Annotated in this window: 18 protein-coding genes and 2 pseudogenes; 14 read left to right on the top strand and 6 right to left on the bottom strand. The window is 72.1% G+C overall.

Annotated elements, in window-relative coordinates; translation table 11 throughout:
* Positions 1 to 194 precede the first annotated feature (194 nt).
* Both ABH935_RS30915 and ABH935_RS30920 read left to right on the top strand, forming a co-directional pair.
* Positions 195 to 624 (top strand): annotated as a pseudogene (locus ABH935_RS30915) (SDR family NAD(P)-dependent oxidoreductase); the annotation flags it as partial.
* Between the two features lie 74 nt (positions 625 to 698).
* Complete coding sequence (locus ABH935_RS30920; RefSeq protein WP_370381592.1) at positions 699 to 1,250, top strand: YciI family protein; 552 nt, start codon at positions 699 to 701, stop codon at positions 1,248 to 1,250.
* On the opposite strand, the gene ABH935_RS30925 is transcribed toward ABH935_RS30920, so the two are convergent.
* The 4 genes and pseudogenes from ABH935_RS30925 to ABH935_RS30940 form a co-directional block, all read right to left on the bottom strand.
* A complete protein-coding gene (locus tag ABH935_RS30925; protein ID WP_370381593.1) occupies positions 1,223 to 1,429 on the bottom strand; it encodes a response regulator transcription factor in 207 nt (68 codons plus the stop codon). The genes ABH935_RS30920 and ABH935_RS30925 overlap by 28 nt on opposite strands.
* On the bottom strand, positions 1,330 to 2,019 hold the full coding sequence (locus tag ABH935_RS30930) for a hypothetical protein (protein WP_370381599.1): 690 nt from the start codon (positions 2,017 to 2,019) through the stop codon (positions 1,330 to 1,332). The genes ABH935_RS30925 and ABH935_RS30930 overlap by 100 nt, the downstream gene beginning before the upstream one ends.
* A gap of 25 nt (positions 2,020 to 2,044) precedes the next feature.
* Positions 2,045 to 2,485 (bottom strand): annotated as a pseudogene (locus ABH935_RS30935) (response regulator transcription factor); the annotation flags it as partial.
* Between the two features lie 8 nt (positions 2,486 to 2,493).
* Positions 2,494 to 3,747: a sensor histidine kinase gene (locus tag ABH935_RS30940; RefSeq protein ID WP_370381474.1), complete on the bottom strand. Its 1,254-nt coding sequence runs from the start codon at positions 3,745 to 3,747 to the stop codon at positions 2,494 to 2,496.
* A 144-nt stretch (positions 3,748 to 3,891) separates the two neighbouring features.
* On the opposite strand from ABH935_RS30940, the gene ABH935_RS30945 reads away from it, so the two are divergent.
* From ABH935_RS30945 to ABH935_RS30955, 3 genes are read left to right on the top strand one after another with little or no spacing between them, the layout of a single operon-like run.
* Complete coding sequence (locus ABH935_RS30945) at positions 3,892 to 4,842, top strand: ATP-binding cassette domain-containing protein (RefSeq protein ID WP_370381594.1); 951 nt, start codon at positions 3,892 to 3,894, stop codon at positions 4,840 to 4,842.
* Positions 4,842 to 6,437 carry an ABC transporter permease subunit gene (locus tag ABH935_RS30950; RefSeq protein ID WP_370381475.1) on the top strand — a complete coding sequence of 532 codons (1,596 nt, stop codon included), beginning with the start codon at positions 4,842 to 4,844 and terminating at the stop codon, positions 6,435 to 6,437. Before ABH935_RS30945 ends, ABH935_RS30950 begins: the two co-directional genes overlap by 1 nt.
* The gene (locus tag ABH935_RS30955; RefSeq protein WP_370381476.1) at positions 6,434 to 7,213 is read left to right on the top strand and encodes an ABC transporter permease; all 780 of its coding nucleotides are present in this window, start codon (positions 6,434 to 6,436) and stop codon (positions 7,211 to 7,213) included. Before ABH935_RS30950 ends, ABH935_RS30955 begins: the two co-directional genes overlap by 4 nt.
* Positions 7,214 to 7,284: 71 nt before the next feature.
* Here the strand turns inward: ABH935_RS30955 and ABH935_RS30960 are convergent, their stop codons facing one another.
* A complete protein-coding gene (locus ABH935_RS30960; RefSeq protein WP_370381477.1) occupies positions 7,285 to 7,791 on the bottom strand; it encodes an NADAR family protein in 507 nt (168 codons plus the stop codon).
* Between the two features lie 60 nt (positions 7,792 to 7,851).
* Here ABH935_RS30960 and ABH935_RS30965 point away from each other — a divergent pair, with 60 nt between their 5' ends.
* The 4 genes from ABH935_RS30965 (at position 7,852) to ABH935_RS30980 (ending at position 11,064) form a co-directional block, all read left to right on the top strand.
* The gene (locus tag ABH935_RS30965) at positions 7,852 to 8,286 is read left to right on the top strand and encodes a nitroreductase family deazaflavin-dependent oxidoreductase (RefSeq protein WP_370381478.1); all 435 of its coding nucleotides are present in this window, start codon (positions 7,852 to 7,854) and stop codon (positions 8,284 to 8,286) included.
* Between the two features lie 55 nt (positions 8,287 to 8,341).
* Positions 8,342 to 9,157 carry a tRNA (guanosine(46)-N7)-methyltransferase TrmB gene (gene trmB, locus ABH935_RS30970; protein ID WP_370381479.1) on the top strand — a complete coding sequence of 272 codons (816 nt, stop codon included), beginning with the start codon at positions 8,342 to 8,344 and terminating at the stop codon, positions 9,155 to 9,157.
* Positions 9,158 to 9,279: 122 nt separating this feature from the next.
* Positions 9,280 to 10,488 carry a helix-turn-helix domain-containing protein gene (locus tag ABH935_RS30975; protein ID WP_370381480.1) on the top strand — a complete coding sequence of 403 codons (1,209 nt, stop codon included), beginning with the start codon at positions 9,280 to 9,282 and terminating at the stop codon, positions 10,486 to 10,488.
* 9 nt (positions 10,489 to 10,497) lie between these two features.
* Entirely contained in the window at positions 10,498 to 11,064 is a 567-nt protein-coding gene (locus ABH935_RS30980; protein ID WP_370381481.1) for an O-methyltransferase, read from the top strand.
* 115 nt (positions 11,065 to 11,179) lie between these two features.
* On the opposite strand, the gene ABH935_RS30985 is transcribed toward ABH935_RS30980, so the two are convergent.
* Positions 11,180 to 12,025, bottom strand: a complete 846-nt coding sequence (locus ABH935_RS30985; RefSeq protein ID WP_370381482.1) for an alpha/beta fold hydrolase — start codon at positions 12,023 to 12,025, stop codon at positions 11,180 to 11,182.
* Between the two features lie 204 nt (positions 12,026 to 12,229).
* Between ABH935_RS30985 and ligD the strand changes: the two genes are divergently transcribed.
* The 5 genes from ligD to ABH935_RS31010 all read left to right on the top strand — a co-directional run bounded on the left by ligD (position 12,230) and on the right by ABH935_RS31010 (position 17,890).
* Positions 12,230 to 13,267: a non-homologous end-joining DNA ligase gene (gene ligD, locus ABH935_RS30990; protein ID WP_370381483.1), complete on the top strand. Its 1,038-nt coding sequence runs from the start codon at positions 12,230 to 12,232 to the stop codon at positions 13,265 to 13,267.
* A 1-nt stretch (position 13,268) separates the two neighbouring features.
* A complete protein-coding gene (locus ABH935_RS30995; protein WP_370381484.1) occupies positions 13,269 to 14,399 on the top strand; it encodes an ATP-dependent DNA ligase in 1,131 nt (376 codons plus the stop codon).
* A gap of 55 nt (positions 14,400 to 14,454) precedes the next feature.
* Positions 14,455 to 15,297: a metallophosphoesterase gene (locus ABH935_RS31000; protein WP_370381485.1), complete on the top strand. Its 843-nt coding sequence runs from the start codon at positions 14,455 to 14,457 to the stop codon at positions 15,295 to 15,297.
* Positions 15,298 to 15,365: 68 nt separating this feature from the next.
* Positions 15,366 to 15,713 (top strand): hypothetical protein, encoded by a 348-nt coding sequence (locus ABH935_RS31005; RefSeq protein ID WP_370381486.1) that lies wholly within the window; start codon positions 15,366 to 15,368, stop codon positions 15,711 to 15,713.
* Positions 15,710 to 17,890 carry a caspase domain-containing protein gene (locus tag ABH935_RS31010; protein ID WP_370381487.1) on the top strand — a complete coding sequence of 727 codons (2,181 nt, stop codon included), beginning with the start codon at positions 15,710 to 15,712 and terminating at the stop codon, positions 17,888 to 17,890. Before ABH935_RS31005 ends, ABH935_RS31010 begins: the two co-directional genes overlap by 4 nt.
* The last annotated feature ends 20 nt before the right edge of the window (positions 17,891 to 17,910 follow it).

Raw genomic sequence — 17,910 nt, forward strand, 5'->3', positions numbered from 1 at the left:
CCAGTGCAAACGCCGGCACGCCGCATGGCATGCCGAAGCGGCAGTCTGATGGCGTCGATGCAGGTCAAGGCCTGTTTCCGCGGAAGATGCGGGATCCTTCCTCAGAATCCGGCTTATGACCGGCTCGCCGCAAAGCCTCTGTCGATGCCCCGTTTCGCCCGCGCGGCGGCGGAGCTTCAGTGGGAGGCCCGGCTGCCCGCGACCAGATCGAGACGAACCTGTTCGGCGCGCTCTGGGTCACCCATGCCGCCCTGCCCTACCTGCGCCAGGCCCACAAGGGCCACATCCTGCAGGTCTCCTCGATCGGCGGGATCGCCGCGTTCCCCGGGATCGGGATCTACCACGCGTCCGAGTGGGCGCTCGAAGGCCTCAGCCAGGCGCGCGACCACGATCGAGGCCTACGCGCCGGTCCGCGAGGCGACGGCGAAGCGGCTGTCGGCCAACCCGCCCGGAGACCCGGACGCTTCCGCCGCCGCGATACTCAAAATCGTTGACGCCGAGACGCCGCCGCTGCGGGTGTTCCTCGGCTCCGTGCCGTTCGCTGTCGCCACGAACGAATACGCCAGCCGCCTCGAAAACTGGCGCCAGTGGCAGCCGATCGCTGAGCTCGCCCAAGGCGGCTGAACCCGGGTGTTCGCTGTGCCCCGGCCGCTGGGTGCGGGCCGCGTGGTGAGGGCCGCGTGGTGAAGACTGCCCGCATGGACTTCTTCTGCTACCACCGCGACCGTGCCGGGTCCCTTGCCCTGCGCATGGAACTCCTGGAAGACCACTGGTCCTACATGGACGGTTTCGCGCAGGAGATGATCGCGCGCGGTCCGACGGTCGAGGGCGACGACGAAGTCCCGACCGGCAGCGTCCACATCCTGACGCTCCCCGATACCGCGTCGGCGCGCGCTTTCGCTTTCGAGGAGCCCGGGTACCAGGCCGGCGTCTACCGCGACGTGATGCTGCGCCGCTGGCGCAACGACCTCGGCCGCACCATGTGGCAGTTCCCCGGCGGCGCGCCGGAGGGCGACGGCTACCTGGTGCTGGCCCTCGGCGAGCCGCGTCCGGTCGGCGACGCGCCGGCCGCGCCGGACGTCGCGGGCCTGATCGCCTACGGCCCGCTGCTGTCGGACGACGGCGACGCCTGGCTCGGCACGATCGCCATGCTGCGCGCGGCGAGCGCCGACGACGCCCGCGCCGCGCTCCCCGGCACCGGGTACGCCGAGGTCAACGTCCATCAGTGGCGGTTCGGCGGACGCTCCTGACCCTCGCCGCCGGGCACCACCAGGCCTGACTCGTATGCCGCGACCACGGCCTGCGTCCGGTCGCGCAGCCCGAGCTTGGTCAGGATCCTGCTGACGTGCGTCTTGACGGTCTCATCGGTGACGACCAGCTCGGCCGCGATCTCCGGGTTCGACAGCCCGCGTGAGAGGAGCAGGAGCACTTCGGTCTCGCGCGGGGTGAGGGCGGCGAGGCCCTGGCCGGGCAACCCGGCAGACGAACTTCGTGATGCGACACCGGGACCGGCACCAGAGGCAGTGCCCGAGACCGGGGTCGCGCCTCGACCTGATCTCTCCATCCCTCCGCCAGCACCGCCAGCACCAGCAGCACCAGCACCAGCACCAGCACCACCAGCACTACCAGCACCGCCACCAGCGCCAGCACCACCAGCGCCACCACCAGCGGCACCACCACCGGCACCAGCACCAGCACCAGCAGCGCCGCCAACCCCATCGCCAGCACCGGCACCAGCACCGCCAACCCCACCGCGAACACCGCCAGCACCACCACCACCACCACCTCTGGCGCCACCGCCAGCACCACCAGCACCACCAGCACCACCGGCACCAGCACCACCGGCACCAGCACCACCGGCACCAGCACCAGCAGCGCCACCAACCCCACCGCCAGCACCACCACCGCCAGCACCACCACCGCCAGCACCACCAGCACCACCACCACCACCGCCAGCACCACCACCGCCGCCGGCGCCATCAGCTCCGCCGGCGCCGCGAGCACTGCCGCCGCCAGCACCTCCGCCCGCGCCGCCCCCGCTCCCAGGCCGCAGTCGAGCGAACTCGCTGATCAACCGCCGCGTCACCCCCGGCGCCAGCAAAGCCTCCCCGGCCGCCACCACCCGCACCGCCTCGAAGAGCCGCTCCGCCGTCGCGTCCTTCAGCAGGAACCCGCTGGCGCCGGCCGACAGTGCGTCGTAGACGTAGCTGTCGAGGTCGAACGTCGTGAGAATCAGGATCCGCGGCCCCAACACGCCCCGTTCCGCAGCCTGCGCGACCACCTGCCGTGTCGCCTCGATCCCGTCGGTCCCTGGCATGCGCACGTCCATCAGCACCACGTCCGGCTCCGCCTCCCGGCACAGCCGCACCGTCTCCTCGCCGTCGGCGGCGGTGCCCACGACCTCGAAGTCCGCCTGTGTCGCCAGCAGCGCGGCGAACCCCGTCCGTACCACCAGGTGGTCGTCGGCGATCACGATCCGAATCAGCGCCTCGCTCACAGCGCTCTCCTGTCAGGACCCGCAGGCAACTCCGCCTCGACCAGAAACCCGCCGGTCGGCGAGGGCCCTGCCGCAAGCCGCCCTCCGACAGCCGCTGCCCGCTCCCGCATCCCCGCCACCCCGTGACCTCCCGTAGCTACTCCCGGATCAGCGACCTGACCCCCCACCTGCGCACGCCCCGGCACCACCTCCGGCACCACCGCCGGCACCACCTCCGGCCCCGGCCCGCTGTCCCGAATCCGCAACCGCAGCGCCTCCGCCGTGAACCGCAACTCCACATCCACCGGCGCCCCCGGAGCGTGCCGCCGGGCGTTCGTCAGCGCCTCCTGCGTGATCCGGTACGCCGCCAACTCCACCCCCGGATCCAGCGCGGTCGGCGCCCCGGACACGATCAGCCGCGTCGTCGCCCCCGACGTCAGCCGCGCCGCGTCCACCAGCATCAGCAGCTGGTCCAGCCCCGGCTGCGGATGCCGCTCCGGCTCCTGCTCCGCCGGGCCCGCGTCCTCCCGCAGCACCCCCAGCAGCCGCCGCATCTCGGTCAGCCCGGCGCGCGCCGTGTCGCCGATCGCCAGCAGCCGCTCGGCTCCGGCCGCCGGCATCCCGGGGGTGGCCAGCCGCGCGGTCTCGGCCTGGACCGCGATCATCGAGATGTGGTGCGCCACGACGTCGTGCAGCTCCCGGGCGATCCGGGCCCGCTCGCCGCGCGCCGTGTGCTCGACCAGCGAACGTGCCACCGCCTCCCGCGCCGCCTGGTGGACGCGCGCCTCGGACCGCGCGTGCGCCGCGTTCCCCGCGAACGCCGCCGCCGGAGCCAGCGCCGTCAGCAGGACCGCGACCACGCCGGCATCAGAGCCCTGCGACATGCTCAGCGCGATCACCGGGAACGGCACCGACAACCCCGCCGCCGTGATCCCCGCCCACCACCGGGAACGGGCCTGGCCGAACGTGCCCGCGGCCCATCCCACCCGGAACATCGCCACGACCACCGCCGCCGCCGACCCTGCCGGCAACACCCCGGTGATCGTCAACGCCAGCACCGACGCCGCGACCACCGCCGTGGCGGCTCCGAACGGGCCCAGGAACGCCAAAGGCGCCGTCGCGCACAACGCCAGGAACAGCGACGTCAGCAGCACTCCCGACGTCTCGGTCCGGTGCTGGACGATCCCGCGCACCAGCGTCTCGACCACCGCGGCGGCCGCGAGCACCGCCGCCGTCGTTGTAGTGGTCCTACCACCGCGTTCCTGAAGCACGCCGCCCATTCTGATCGACTCCCCGCCCCGCGCACCTCCCCCGCACCGGGGACCGACGTCCCCCACGCGGGGGACGCCCGAGACCCCCCGCACGCGGGACGATTCCCTGACCACCGGTTTTCTAGCCTTCAGGACATGACAGCGATGACAACCAGGACCGCCGCCCCGCCGCCCGCCATAGCGGTGCAGGCCCTCCGCAAGCGCTTCGGCGCCACCGCGGCCCTCGACGGGATGTCCTTCGACGTCGCCGCCGGGAAGGTCACCGGCTTCGTCGGTCCCAACGGCGCCGGCAAGACCACGACGATGCGCGTCGTCCTCGGCCTGGACACCCCCGACGAGGGCCGGGCGCTGGTCAACGGCGTCCCCTACGCCAAGCTGCGCAGGCCGCTGGGCCACATCGGCGCCCTGCTCGACGCCGCCGCGCTCCAGCCCGGCCGCAGCGCCCGCAGCCACCTGCTGTGGCTGGCGCACTCGCAGGGCCTGGGCGCCAAGCGCGTCGAGGAGGTCGTCGCGCAGTCGGGCTTGGGCTCGGCGATCCGCCGGAAGGCCGGCGGCTACTCGCTCGGCATGCGTCAGCGCCTGGGCATCGCCGCCGCGATGCTCGGCGACCCGCCGGTGGTCATGCTCGACGAGCCCTTCAACGGCCTGGACCCCGAGGGCATCCTGTGGATCCGCGGCTACCTGAAGGCGCTGGCCGGCGAAGGTCGCGCGGTGCTGGTGTCCAGCCACCTGATGAGCGAGTTGGAGGGCTGTGCGGACCACCTGGTCGTGGTCGGGCGGGGGAAGGTCATCGCCGACACCGGCGTCGCCGAGCTGATCGCGCGCTCTTCCAGCGGTCGCGTGGTGCTGCGGACCGCCTCGCGCGCCGAGGCCACGACGGCGCTGGCGAACGCCGGCGGGACCGTCGCGGTCACCGGGCCGGACACGCTGACCGTGGACGGCCTGACCGCCGAGGAGGTCGTCAGGGTCCTGAGCGCCGGCGCCGTGCCGTTCGCCGAAGTCTCCGCGCACCGCGCCTCCCTGGAGGAGGCCTACATGGACCTGACCCGCGACTCGGTCGAGTTCCGCGCCGCGACGGCGGGGGAGGTGGCGTGATGCCCGGTCGTGACAGCTTCCTGTATCTCGTCCGCGCCGAGTGGACCAAGCTGCGCACGGTGCGCGGCTGGGTGGTCGGGCTGGCGCTGGCCGCGATCCTGACCGTCGGGCTCGGCATGCTCGGCCCGCTGGGCAGCCAGATCGCCTGCGACCACGTCAACGGCGCCGCGATCAGCGCCTGCCACGTGACCGGGCCGCCGCACGACGCCACCGGCCAGGAGGTCGACGACGAGTCCACGTTCGTGCACCGCACGCTGACCGGGGACGGCAGCATCACGGCCCGGCTGACCGCGTTCGGCGGGAAGTACTTCCCCAGCGGCGGCGGCCCCGCCGACCCCACCGCCGACCCGACCGCCGGGATGGCCGACGGACTCCAGCCCTGGTCGAAGGCCGGGATCCTGGTCAAGAACGGAACCACCTTCGGTTCCGCCTACGCCGCGGTGCTGGCCACCGGCACCCACGGCGTGCGGATGCAGTACGACTACACCCACGACACCGCGGGTCCCGCCGTGACCGTCGGCTCCGCCACGCCGCGCTGGCTGCGCCTGACCCGCGCCGGCGACACGCTCACCGGCTACGACTCCGCCGACGGCACCACCTGGACCGAGATCGGCACCGCGCGGCTGACGAACCTGCCGCGGAACGTCGAGGTCGGCGTGTTCGCCACGTCGCCGGACTTCGCGGTCGTCAAGAACTCCTTCGGCGGCTCCGCGACCAACACCGGCCCGAGCCTGGCCACCGGCACCTTCGACCAGATCGCGGTGACCGGACAGAGCTCCGGAGCCTGGACCGTCCCGGCGATCGGCAGCGCCGCCGCGGGCGACGGGGGTCCCGGCGCCGCACGGGGACCCGAGGCCGTGGCCGGCGCGGTGCCGAGCGCAGGCGGCGGCTTCACCGTCACCGGAACCGGCGACATCGCCCCGTCGGTGCCGGACGAGGGCCAGGGCAAGACCCCCGAGAGCGCCCTGGCCGGCACCTTCGGCGGGCTGATCGCGGTGATCGTGGTCGCCGCGCTGACCATGACCTCGGAGTACCGGCGGGGCCTGATCCGCGTCTCGCTGGCGGCCAGCCCGCGGCGCGGCCGGCTGCTCGCGGCCAAGGCCGTGGTGCTCGGCGGGGTGTCGTTCGTGGTCGGCCTGGCGGCCGCCGCGATCGCGGTCCCCGGGGTGCGCGCCGTGGAGCACAGCAAGCGCATGTACGTGTACTACGCCTCGACCCAGGCCGAGATCCGCATGGTGATCGGCACGGCGGCGCTGCTGGCCGTCTCGGCGGTGTTCGCGCTGGCCGTCGCCACCATCGTGCGGCGCGGGGCGGCGGCCGTCGCGGCGGTGATCGTGGTGATCATCCTGCCGTACCTGCTGGCCGTCGCCTCGGTCCTGCCGGCCGGCGCCGCCGAGTGGCTGGCCCGCGTCACTCCGGCCGCGGCTTTCGCGGTGCAGCAGACGGTGATCGCGTGGCCGCAGGTCAGGGCGTCGTACACACCGACGAACGGGTTCTACCCGCTCTCGCCGTGGCTCGGCCTGGCAGTGCTCTGCCTCTACGCGGCCGCCGCGTATGCCGTCGCACACCGGCAGCTGCGCCGGAGGGACGTGTGAACCCGTTCCGCGACGCGCTGCACGCCGAATGGACCAAACTGCGCACCGTCGCCGGCACCGCCTGGCTGCTCGCCACGACCTTCCTGCTGACGGTCGGGCTCAGCGCAGTCTCGGCGGCCACAGTGACCTGCGACGGGACCCGCTGCGGCGAGGACCCGGCGAAGGTCGGCCTGCTCGGTGTCATGGCCGGGCAGGCGGTGGTCGCGGTGCTGGCGGTGCTCGCGGTGGGGGAGGAGTACGGCACCGGGATGATCCGCGTGACCTTCGCCGCGATGCCCCGCCGCGAGGTGGTCCTGGCGGCCAAGGCCACGGTCGTCGCGGCCGTCACCGCGGCGGCTGGGGTGCTGGCAGTGCTCGCCTCGGCGCTCGTCGCCCTGGCGCTGCTCCCGGGCCACGGCTTCACCCCGGCCAACGGCTACGCCGACCTGGCCACCGCCGCGACCCTGCGCGCCGCCGCCGGCTCCGTGCTCTACCTGGTGCTGATCGCGCTGCTCGGCGTGGGCGTCACGACCCTGCTCCGGGATTCGGCGGCCGCCGTCGGGGCGGTGCTGGGACTGCTGTACCTGTTCCCGGTGCTCGCGCAGGTGATCTCCAACCCGGACTGGCACCGCCACGCCCTGCAGCTCGCGCCGATGCAGGCCGGGCTGGACGTGCAGGCCACGATCGATGTGGCCGGCCAGCCGCTGTCTCCGTGGCAGGGCCTGGGGGTGCTGGCGCTGTGGGCGTTCGGCGTGCTCGGGCTCGGTGGGCTGACGCTGCGGATGCGGGACGCCTAGTCGATGTGGTCCGGCGGAGTGGGACAGCTGTCGCAGCCGTCCCACTCCGCAGCCTCACCCAGCAATGTCAATCACTTGCCCCGCAACGTCTCCCGAGCCGCCATCAAAGCCTCGCCGAGCAGGTTCAACCCGCGCCACGTCGCCGGATCCTGCGCCTTCTCGTCGGTCGCCGCCAGCCCGATGCCCCAGATCCGGTCCACCGGACTGGCCTCCACCAGCACCCGGTCCCTCGTCCCCAGCAGGAACGCCAGCAGGTCCGGGTTCTGCCGGAACTTCTCCACGTTCCCCGCCGTCACGATCGCCAGCCGGGCGGCGACCCACGCGTCCTCGTCGAACCCGGTGATCATCCGTCCGAGGTTCTTCACCTCCTGCGGATGCCCGGCGGCCACGATCTTCGCCGCGGCCTGCTCGTCCCCGAACAGCCGAGCCTTGCCCCACATCATGTAGTGCTCGGCCGTGGCGAACCGCACGCCGTCCACCTCGAACGGCGCCGGGTACCACTGGCTCAGGCACTCCGCGCCCACCACCCCGGCCTTCTTCGGTGTGTGTCCCCAGAAGAACAGATACTTCGTCGCCATGGCTTGATCCTCCCGCATGCCGCCGAGACAAGTCACCGGGTTTGGAGTTCACTGGGGATCATGGCAACAGACTCCGATTACGCCCCCAGCCCCCGTGACTACGTCCGCGAGACCGTCGACCTGTACGAGTCCACGGACGGCGCCGAGGGCAACACCATGCAGGGCCGGCCGATCATCATCCTGACCACCACCGGAGCCAAGACCGGCAAGGTCCGCAAGACGCCGCTGATGCGCGTCGAGCACGACGGCTCCTACGCGGTGGTCGCCTCGATGGGCGGCGCTCCGACGCACCCGGTCTGGTACCACAACATCGTCGCGCACCCCGAGGTCGAGCTGCAGGACGGCGCCACGCGCAAGCAGTACCTCGCGCACGAGGCCACCGGCGAGGAGAAGGCCCAGTGGTGGGCCCGGGCCACCCAGACCTGGCCGGACTACGACACCTACCAGACCAAGACCGACCGGCAGATCCCGCTGTTCGTGCTCACGCCGCGCTGACCGCCGCTCCGGCGGCCGCGCAGGTCGCGGCCGCCGCACCGGTAAGCTGGGGCGGGTGGACAAGGTGCACGGCGACCCGGTGATGACGGACGCGATAACGCAGACCCAGCAGCTTCAGCAGGCCGAGCAAGCCCCGCACACCCCCGAGCGCCACGCCCGCCACGGCTTGATACGCACCTTCCACCCCCGCCGCGGCCGCGCCAGCACCACCCAGGCCGACGCGCTGACCAGGCTCTGGCCGGTCTACGGCTACACCATCCCGGACCCGCACCACGACTACCACACCCCCGAAGTGGCCCCGGACGCCGCCTTCGACCGCGCCGCGCTGTTCGGCCGCGGCGCCCCGCTGGTGCTGGAGATCGGCTGCGGCATGGGGGAGGCGACCGCCGAGATGGCCGCCGCCGACCCGGACCGGGACTACCTCGGCGCCGACGTGCACACCCCGGGCCTGGGCAACCTGATCGCGCTGGCCGAGGCGCGCGGCCTGACGAACGTCCGGGTGGCCCGCGGCGACGTGCTGTTCCTGCTGCGCGACTCGATCGCCCCCGGTTCGCTGGCCGCCGTGCACGTCTTCTTCCCCGACCCCTGGCCCAAGGCCAAGCACCGCAAGCGCCGCATCATCCAGCCCGACACCGTCGCCCTGATCAGGGACCGGCTGGAAGTCGGCGGGGTCCTGCACTGTGCGACCGACTGGGCCGAGTACGCCGAGCAGATGCTTGAGGTCCTCCAGGCCGACCCCGGCCTTCGCAACCGCCACGCCGGCTACGCCCCGCGCGAGGCCGTGGGCCGTCCGCTCACCGGCTACGAGCGCCGCGGCCTGCGCGACGGCCGCCCGATCGCCGACCTGGTGTTCGAGAAGATCGGGAGCTGAGGGTCGATACTGCGGAAAGGGCGCCGGGGAGCAGGCGCTGAGGAGCCGTCCACACCACCGCCGAAGGGGATCAGGACCCGGATTCCCCTTCCGGTCCGTGTTCCCCTCGCTACATTGAGTGTGTGCAGCAGATCGCTTCCCGGACCGCGGTAGACGCCGAGATAGCCCGCCTCGCGAGCCTCATGCTGGCCCGCACCGACGAGTTGACGGACCTGGTGCTCAACCGGGTCGCCGAGGAGTTCCCGCTCTACATCGGCATGATCGAGCCCGACGCGCTCCACATCACGATCAAGGACCACATCCACTTCGCCTTCGAGCCGATCACCCGCTACATGCCCCCGGACTCCCGTCCGGCTGCCGCCTCCGGCCGCGACCGCGCGATGGAGGGCATCCCGCTGACCGTCATCATGGACGGCTACCGCATCGCCTTCGGCGTGCTGTGGAACGAGTTGGCGTCTACCGCGGACTCCGTCGGGCTGTCCACGAAGGCGGCGCTGCGCGCGGCCTCGGAGGTGATGGAGACCCTCGACGCGTTCACCCGCGAGAGCTCCGCGGCGTACAAGGAGGAACTGCGCTACCAGGCCCGCCGCGAGGAACAGCAGCGCGCGGCGCTGGTGCAGGCGCTGCTGGAGGGCCGGCTGGACGACACCAACGTCTGGGAGGCCGCCGAACTGCTTCGGCTGCCGACGGTCGGCCCCTACGTCGTCATCGCCGCCCGCGTCGCCAACGCCGGCGAATACGGCCTGCCGCACATCGAACGCGAACTCGGCGGCATGGGCATCGATTCCGCCTGGCGCCTGATGCACGACGTCGAAGTCGGCGTCGCGCACCTGCCGAGGGCCGCCGACCAGTTCGACCAGATGGTCACCGCCCTGGCGGCGGAGGGCACCGGCCGGGTCGGCGTCAGCCCGCCCTACGACCACCTGCTGTCCACCTCCCAGGCCATGCGCCTGGCCCGCATCGCCATGCGCGGAGCGCAGGAACGGCGCACCGTCGTGGTCTTCGGCCGCGACCCCCTCTCCGCCGCCGCCGCGAGCGCGCCGGACATCATGCCGCAGGTCGCAGACTCCGTCCTCGGCGGCCTCGACGGGCTCGCCGACGAGGACCGCACCCTGCTGCTGCACACCTTCGGGGCCTGGCTGGACTCCGACGGCTCGGCGGCCGAGGCGGCGAAGCGCCTGTTCGTGCACCCCAACACGGTCCGCTACCGCCTGCGGCGCCTGGAGGAGCGGACCGGCCGGCTGCTGGCGAACCCGCGGGCGGTGGCGGAGCTGAGCCTGGCGTACGAGATCGACTGTGCGTTGGTCGCCGGGATGGGGTCGGGGAGTTAGGAGGCCGTGATGCGTCGAGCCGTTCCGCTGACCGTCGCCGAGGCCGAGCGCTCAGCGGCCGAAGTGGGCTTCACCCAGTCCTGCATCCCCGAAGTGGGCCGCCTGCTGAGCGCCATCGCCGCGACCAAACCGGCCGGCGTCATCGCCGAGAGCGGTACCGGCACCGGCGTCGGTACCGCCTGGCTGCACAACGGCCTCGGCCTGGACGCCCGCCTGGTCACCGTCGAGCGTGATCCCGACCGGGCCGCTCGCGCCGCCGCGCTCTTCGCCGACGACCCTCGCGTCACGGTCCTGACCGGCGACTGGCGTCTGCTGGAAGCGCACGCTCCGTTCGACGTGTTCTTCTGCGACGGCGGCGGCAAGCGCGACGATCCCGAGCGCGTCGTGAACCTGCTCGCGCCCGGGGGTGTGCTCATCATGGACGACTTCACGCCCTCGACCGGCTGGCCGCCGCTCTTCGAGGGCAAGGTGGACGCGTTGCGCAGCCACTACCTCGGCCATCCGCGCCTGATGGCCACCGAAGTGCTGACCACCGCCACCAGCGTGGCCATCGTCGCCGCGCGGGTCTCCTGGTGATCGGCGCGATCCGAGCGATCGGAGCGATCGGAGCCATCCGAGTCCCGCTCTGTGGCCAGACACAGGGTGAGGCTGCGGGCGGCCGGTGTGGGCACTACCGGACCGCCCGCTCCCGTCACCCCTCCAGGAACGCCAACAGTTCGCGATTGAACTCGGCGGCGCGGGTGACGATCAATCCGTGCGGCGCACCTTGCATCCGCACCAGCCGGGAGTCGGAGACCGCCTCGGCGATGAGTGCGCCGGTGGCCTCCACCGGCAGGACGGCGTCCGCCTCGCCGTGCACGACCAGTGTCGGGACGGTGATGGCGCGCAGGTCGTTGCGGAAGTCCGTGGTCGCCGCCTGGCCCAGGGTCTCCATCGCGCCGCGGTGCGAGGCCGCGGCGGCCAGCATGACCACGCGGGTGTGCAGCGGCTGCGGCATCACCGGGCGTGCCCCCGAGGTGCGGCTGACCTCGAAGAACCTGGTTGCGAAGCGGTGCAGGAAGCTGACTCGGTCGTCGGTCAGGCAGCGCTGGTACTCGCGCAGTTTGGCGTCCTCCAGGAAACCCTCGGGGTGCGCGTCGGTGCGGCGCAGGTAGGGCCCGGCGGCCGAGACCAGCGCGAGCCGCGTCACCCGCTGGTTCCCGAACCGGCTCAGGTACCGCACCGCGGTGCAGGCCCCGGAGGAGAAGCCGACGAGCGTGGCCTCCCGCAGGTCCAGGTGCTCCAGCAGCATGTGCAGGTCCGCGGCCAGGGTGTCGGGGTCGTAGCCGCCGCGCGGCTTGGCCGAGGCCCCGAACCCGCGGACGTCGTAGGCCACCACCCGGTGCCCGGCCGCCAGCAGCTCGGGGATCTGGAACTCCCACTGGCCGGCCGACAGCGGCCAGCCGTGGATGAGCACGACCGGCCGGCCGGAGCCCCGGTCCTCGTAGTGGATGTCGACGGGAAGGTGGTTCTCCTTGTCGACCGTCACCCGCGCCATGTTTCCGCACCTTTGTTTCCAGTTGCCAGGGCCGGGAGCGTCCCGTCCCACTACTGAAAATGGTCGCGGAAAGTGGCGCTTGGGTCACTGTTCTGATGCACATGACTGGAGGCCCGCGGTTGTGGCCGGGGATAAGGAGGGGCGGACGCCCCACCGCACGCGCCCGGGGTGCGCATGTCAGCGCCGGGCCGTAGCCTGCCGACTATGGGTTCTGCCGAAGCGCACGTGGAAGCCGGGGGTCGCAGCGTCCGGATCTCCTCACCGGACAAACTTCTTTTCCCCGACGCCGGCGTCACCAAACTCGACCTCGCCACCTACTACGCGACCGTGGCCGACGGCCTGTTCCGCGGCTTGGCCAGGCGCCCCGTCGCGCTGAACCGCTTCCCCGACGGCCTGGGCGGCAAGTCGTTCTTCACCAAGTCCGCGCCGAAGGGCTTCCCGGACTGGGCCTCGACCGCCCGCGTCACCTTCCCCAGCGGCCGCACCGGTGACGAGGTGTGCGTCACCGAACCGGCCACCGTGCTGTGGACGGTGCAGATGGGCACGCTGGAGCTGCACGCCTGGCCGGTCCGCGACGACGACACCGACCACCCCGACGAGCTGCGCATCGACCTGGACCCGCAGCCCGGCACCGACTTCGCCGAGGCGGTGGAGGTCGCGCGCCAGGCGCAGGCGCTGTTCGAGGAGCTCGGCATCCGGCCCTTCGTGAAGACCTCCGGCGGCCGGGGCCTGCACCTGCTGGTCCGCATCGAGCCGCGCTGGACGTTCGTCGAGGCCCGCCGCGCCGTCATCGCCCTGGCCCGCGAGCTGGAGCGGCGCCGCCCGGAACTGGTGACCACGTCCTGGTGGAAGGAGGAGCGCGGCGAGCGCATCTTCATCGACTTCAACCAGATGGCCCGCGACCGGATGACCGTCGCCCCCTACTCCACGCGGGCCCGGCCGGACGCGCCGGTGTCGATGCCGGTGCGCTGGGCCGACCTCGGCGACGTGGCACCCGGCGACTTCACGGTGAAGACGGTCCCGGACCTGCTGGCGAAGAACGGCGACGCAGACGCCGAGATCGACGACGTCGCGCACAGCCTGGACGCGCTGCTGGAGATGGCCGACCGCGACGAGAAGGACCGGGGCCTGGGCGACCTGCCGTATCCGCCGGACTTCTCGAAGATGCCCGGCGAGCCCAAGCGGGTGCAGCCCTCCAAGGCCCGCAACGACGACCGCGACGACCAGGAAGAAGGGAGCTGATATGGCCGGCAAGACCGACGACGCCGCCCAGCCCGCCCTCGACCTGCCGGTGATGCCCCCGGTCGAACCGATGCTGGCCAAGTCCGCGGCCAAGGTCCCCACCGGCGACTACCTCTACGAGCCGAAGTGGGACGGCTACCGCTGCGTCGTCTTCCGCGACGGCGACCACGTGGTCCTCGGCAGTCGCGGCGGCAAAGAACTGAGCCGGTACTTCCCGGAACTGGTCGAGTCGCTGAAGGCGGCGCTGCCCGCCAAGTGCGTCGTGGACGGCGAGATCGTGGTGGTCGTGGACCACCGGCTGGACTTCGACCGCCTCAGCGACCGCATCCACCCGGCGGCCTCCCGCGTGAAGCTGCTCGCCGAGCGCACCCCGGCCTCGTTCATCGGCTTCGACCTGCTGGCGCTGGGCGATCGCGACCTGACCGGCGAGCCGTTCAGCGCCCGCCGCTCCGCGCTGCTGGAGTCGGTGGCAGAGCACGAACACGTGCACGTCACCCGCGCCACCGACGACCCGTTGCTGGCCACGACCTGGTTCCAGCGCTTCGAGGGCGCGGGGCTGGACGGTGTGGTCGCCAAGCCGGCGCAGGGTCCTTACACGCCCGGCGAGCGCAGCATGGTGAAGATCAAGCACGAGCGCACCGCGGACGTGGTCGTCGCCGGCTACCGGCTGCACAAGACCGGCCCGATCGTCGGATCCCTGATGCTCGGGCTCTACGGCGAGGACGGCGTGCTGAACTACGTCGGCGGCTCCAGCGCCTTCACCATGGCCCGCCGCAAGGAGCTGATCGACGAGCTCGCGCCGTACGTGGCGGCCGAGGGTGAGCCGCATCCGTGGCTCGACGCCGTCGGCGAAGGCCAAGGCGAAGGCGAAGGCGAAGCGTCGGGCGCCGACGGCGACGACGCGCACCGCCGCCCCGGCACCTTGAACCGCTGGAACGCGGGCAAGGACGTCTCGTTCATCGCGCTGCGCCCGGAGTTGGTGTGCGAGGTGCACTACGACCAGCTGCAGGGCGACCGGTTCCGGCACAACGGCCGCTTCGTGCGCTGGCGGCCGGACCGCGACCCGAAGTCGTGCTCGTACGACCAGCTCGACGTGCCGGCCGCCTACGACCTCGCGGACGTCTTCGGGTAGCGCGCACGACAACCCGGACTCGACGCAGTTCGCAGAACTCTGCGAGCATGGCCCAGTGCGCGATGGCCCCCTTCTGTTAGCAGCAAGCGACCTGCATGTCGGTCATGGGCAGAACCGTCGTCTGGTGGAGGAGCTGCGGCCCCGCACACCGGGGGACTGGCTGCTCGTCGCCGGCGACGTCGGCGAGTTCTTCGCCGACGTCGAGTGGGCGCTGCGGCATCTCGCCGACCGCTTCGAGCAGGTGATCTGGGCTCCGGGCAACCACGAGCTGTGGACGCCGAAGCAGGACCCGGTCCAGGCCCGCGGCCAACGGCGCTACGACTACCTCGTCGAGATGTGCCGCGGCCTGGGAGTGGCCACCCCGGAGGACCCGTACCTGCGCTGGGAAGGCGAGAACGGGCCCCTGACCATCGCCCCGCTGTTCGTGCTCTACGACTACAGCTGGCGCCCGCCGGGGGCGGCGACCCGCGAGGAAGCCCTGAACGCGGCGTACGAATCCGGCGTGGTGTGCACGGACGAGTTCCTGCTCGACCCGCATCCGCACACCGACCGCGCCGCCTGGTGCCGCGAACGCGTGGCCCTGACGGAGAAGCGGCTCGCGGAGTGCGACCCGGACGCGCCCCTGGTGCTCGTGAACCACTTCCCGCTGGTGCGCACCCCGACCGACGTGCTCCGGTATCCGGTGTTCGCGCAGTGGTGCGGCACCGACCTGACAGCAGACTGGCACATCCGCTTCCCCACGGCGGCGGTCGTCTACGGCCACCTGCACATCCCGCGCGAGACGGTCTACGACGGCGTGCCGTTCTTGGAGGCCTCGTTGGGGTATCCGCGCGAGTGGGGCAAGCGGGGCGGGGAACCGGTGATTTTGAAGGAAGTCTTCCGGTCTGTGGGCAAGTAGCTGACGTGGACTCAGCACCCGAACCATACTTAACTCACACAAGAAGGCCTTTGCGGGGAGGGTGTGGCGTGCGGATCGACCTGTCGGTACAGGGTGGCGAGCCGACCGAGGAACTGGCTGAGCTGGCGGACTGGCTCGCTCAGGAGGATGAGCTCCGTGGTTTGGTGAAGCCGGCCCCGGCGGTCCCCGTCGCCCGTGAGCTGGGGGTGTCCTCGGACGTGCTGGTGGCCGCTGTCGGCAGCGGCGGTGCGGTCAGTGTGCTGGCCGCGTCCCTGAAAGCGTTCCTGGCCCAGCCGCGCCGGTCCGACGTGACGATAGTGCTGACCGCCCCGGACGGACGCCGGGTGGAGATCGACGCCAAGCGCGTCCGCGACGTCGAGGCGCTGGTGCGCCAGGTCTGCGGCGAGGTGGAATGAACGACGTGCGCCGCGTGGACCCGGCTCGCTCCCGGATCGTCCTGGTCGGCGTCGAGTCGTATACCGATGCGCTCATCCCCGACGAGCCGGCGATCGCCGACAACGTCGCCGATCTCGCCGAGGTGCTGACCGATCCGGCCTTGGGCGCCTTCGACCCCGAGCACCTGCTGGTCGCACCCGACGGCGCCGGGGTCGAGGAGGTCGGGAGCCTGCTGCTCACCGCCGCCGCCGAAGCCGAGGACCTGCTGCTGTTCTACTACGCCGGCCACGGGTTCCCCACGACGAGCCGGGCCGAGCTGCACCTGAGCCTGGCCGGCACCGGCATCGACCGGCTGGCGTTCACGGCTCTGCCGTTCGACGCGGTGCGGGACGTCTTCCTGGAGTCGCGGGCCCGCAGCCGGGTCGTCATCCTGGACTGCTGCTACAGCGGCAAGGCGATCGGCCGGATCCTCGGCGACGCCGACGTGCTGGAGCCGCTGGACATCGCCGGGACGTACACGCTCACCGCGTCCCCGGCCACCCGGCCGGCGAGCGCGGCCCTGCCCGGCGAGCGCCACACCGCGTTCACCGGGCGGCTGATCGAGCTGCTGCGGACCGGCAGCCCGGAGGCCGGGCCGGACCTGAGCCTCGGCGACATCTACCGGCACCTGCGGACCCGGCTGCGCGCCGACGGTCTGCCCGATCCGCAACAGCGCGGCACCGCGACCGGCGACCGGCTCGCGCTGACGCCGAACCCCGCCTACGTCAAGGGCAAGGCCGTTCCGTTGCGTAGCCCCGCGTCCCGAAGGGTGGTGCGGCGCAATGTCCAGCCCGCCTCGCTGCCGAAGGACCTCCGGGCGGCGATGGAGAACCGGTACCCGAAGATCCGGGTGGCTGCCGTGGAGGTGCTCGCCGAGTGGCTGGACGACTCCGACGCCCGCCGGGTTCGGGCGGCGCGGGAGGAGCTGCTGAAGGTCGTGGAGAACGACCGCCCGGAAGTCGCGGATGCCGCACGTGTTGCGTTGAGTCCTCGACGCGCCTCGGCGGCAGTACTTTCGGTACCTGTCCCCGCCGCGGATACCGTCGAACTCCCGGAACGACGGATCTCTGAAGTATCCGACCGCACCATGGACACCGCCGAGCTCCTGGCCCGCCAGATCGTGGCGCCATCGTCGAGGGCTGAGACCCTGGCCGCGATCGCGAAAGCGGTGGCCGCGAACGACCGCCCCCGGGCCGCCAGGCTGGTCGACGAAGCCACGATGATCGCTCGCACGGTCAAGTACGAGTCGACGCGGGCCGAGCTCCTGGTCATGATCGCCGAAGCGGTCTGCGTCAGCGATCCCGCCCGGGGCTCGGAACTGGTCGGCGAAGCCCAGGCGATCGCCAGCGCCATCCTCGACGAATCGTCGAAGGGCTGGGCCCTGGCCGCGATCGCCGAAGCGGTGGCCGCGAGGGAGCCGAACCGGGCAGTGGCGATCACCCGCACCGTGGCTGACGCGTCGGCGAAGATCTCCGCCCTGGTCAGGGTCGCGTCGGTGATCGCCGCGAACAACCCGGGCCGGGCTTGGAAACTGCTCGGCGAGGCCGAGGCGATCGCCCACGAGTCGATCGAGGCGTCGGCGCACGTGCAGGCGCTGACCACGATCGCGACAGCGCTGGCCGCGAGCGACCCGGAACGGGCCTCGACACTGATCGGGACAGCCGAGACGATCGCCGGTGCCTTGTCCGACGACGAGTCCAAAGGGTTCGCGCTGGCCGAGGTCGCGCAGGCGGCGGCCGCGAGCGACCCCGAACGCGCCGAGGCGATCGCCCACTCCATCGCCGCCTCACGGCCGCAGGCGTGGGCGTTGACCATGATCGTGGAGGCGGTGGAGGCGAGCGATCCGCAGCGGGCCAGGACGATCGCGCACAGCATCTCCGACGCGCGGTTGAAGGCCCGGGCCCTCGCCACCTCCGCGAAAGCACTGACAGCGAGCGATCCCGACGAGGCTGAGACACTCGCCCACACCATCGCCGACGACTCTTGGAAGGCGCGAGCGCTCGCGATGGTCGCCGAAGCCGCGTTCCCGGGCGACCCCGACCGCGCCGCGCGCCTGATCGGCGACGCGGAGACGATCGGACACGCCATCACCGACAGTTTGGCGAAGGCGTGGGCGTTGATCGAGATCGCCATGGTGCGGCTGCGGTTGGGTTCCTGAGCGTTCGGCTGTCCCAGTCG

The sequence above is a fragment of the Catenulispora sp. GAS73 genome, from assembly GCF_041262085.1.
Taxonomy (GTDB): domain Bacteria; phylum Actinomycetota; class Actinomycetes; order Streptomycetales; family Catenulisporaceae; genus Catenulispora.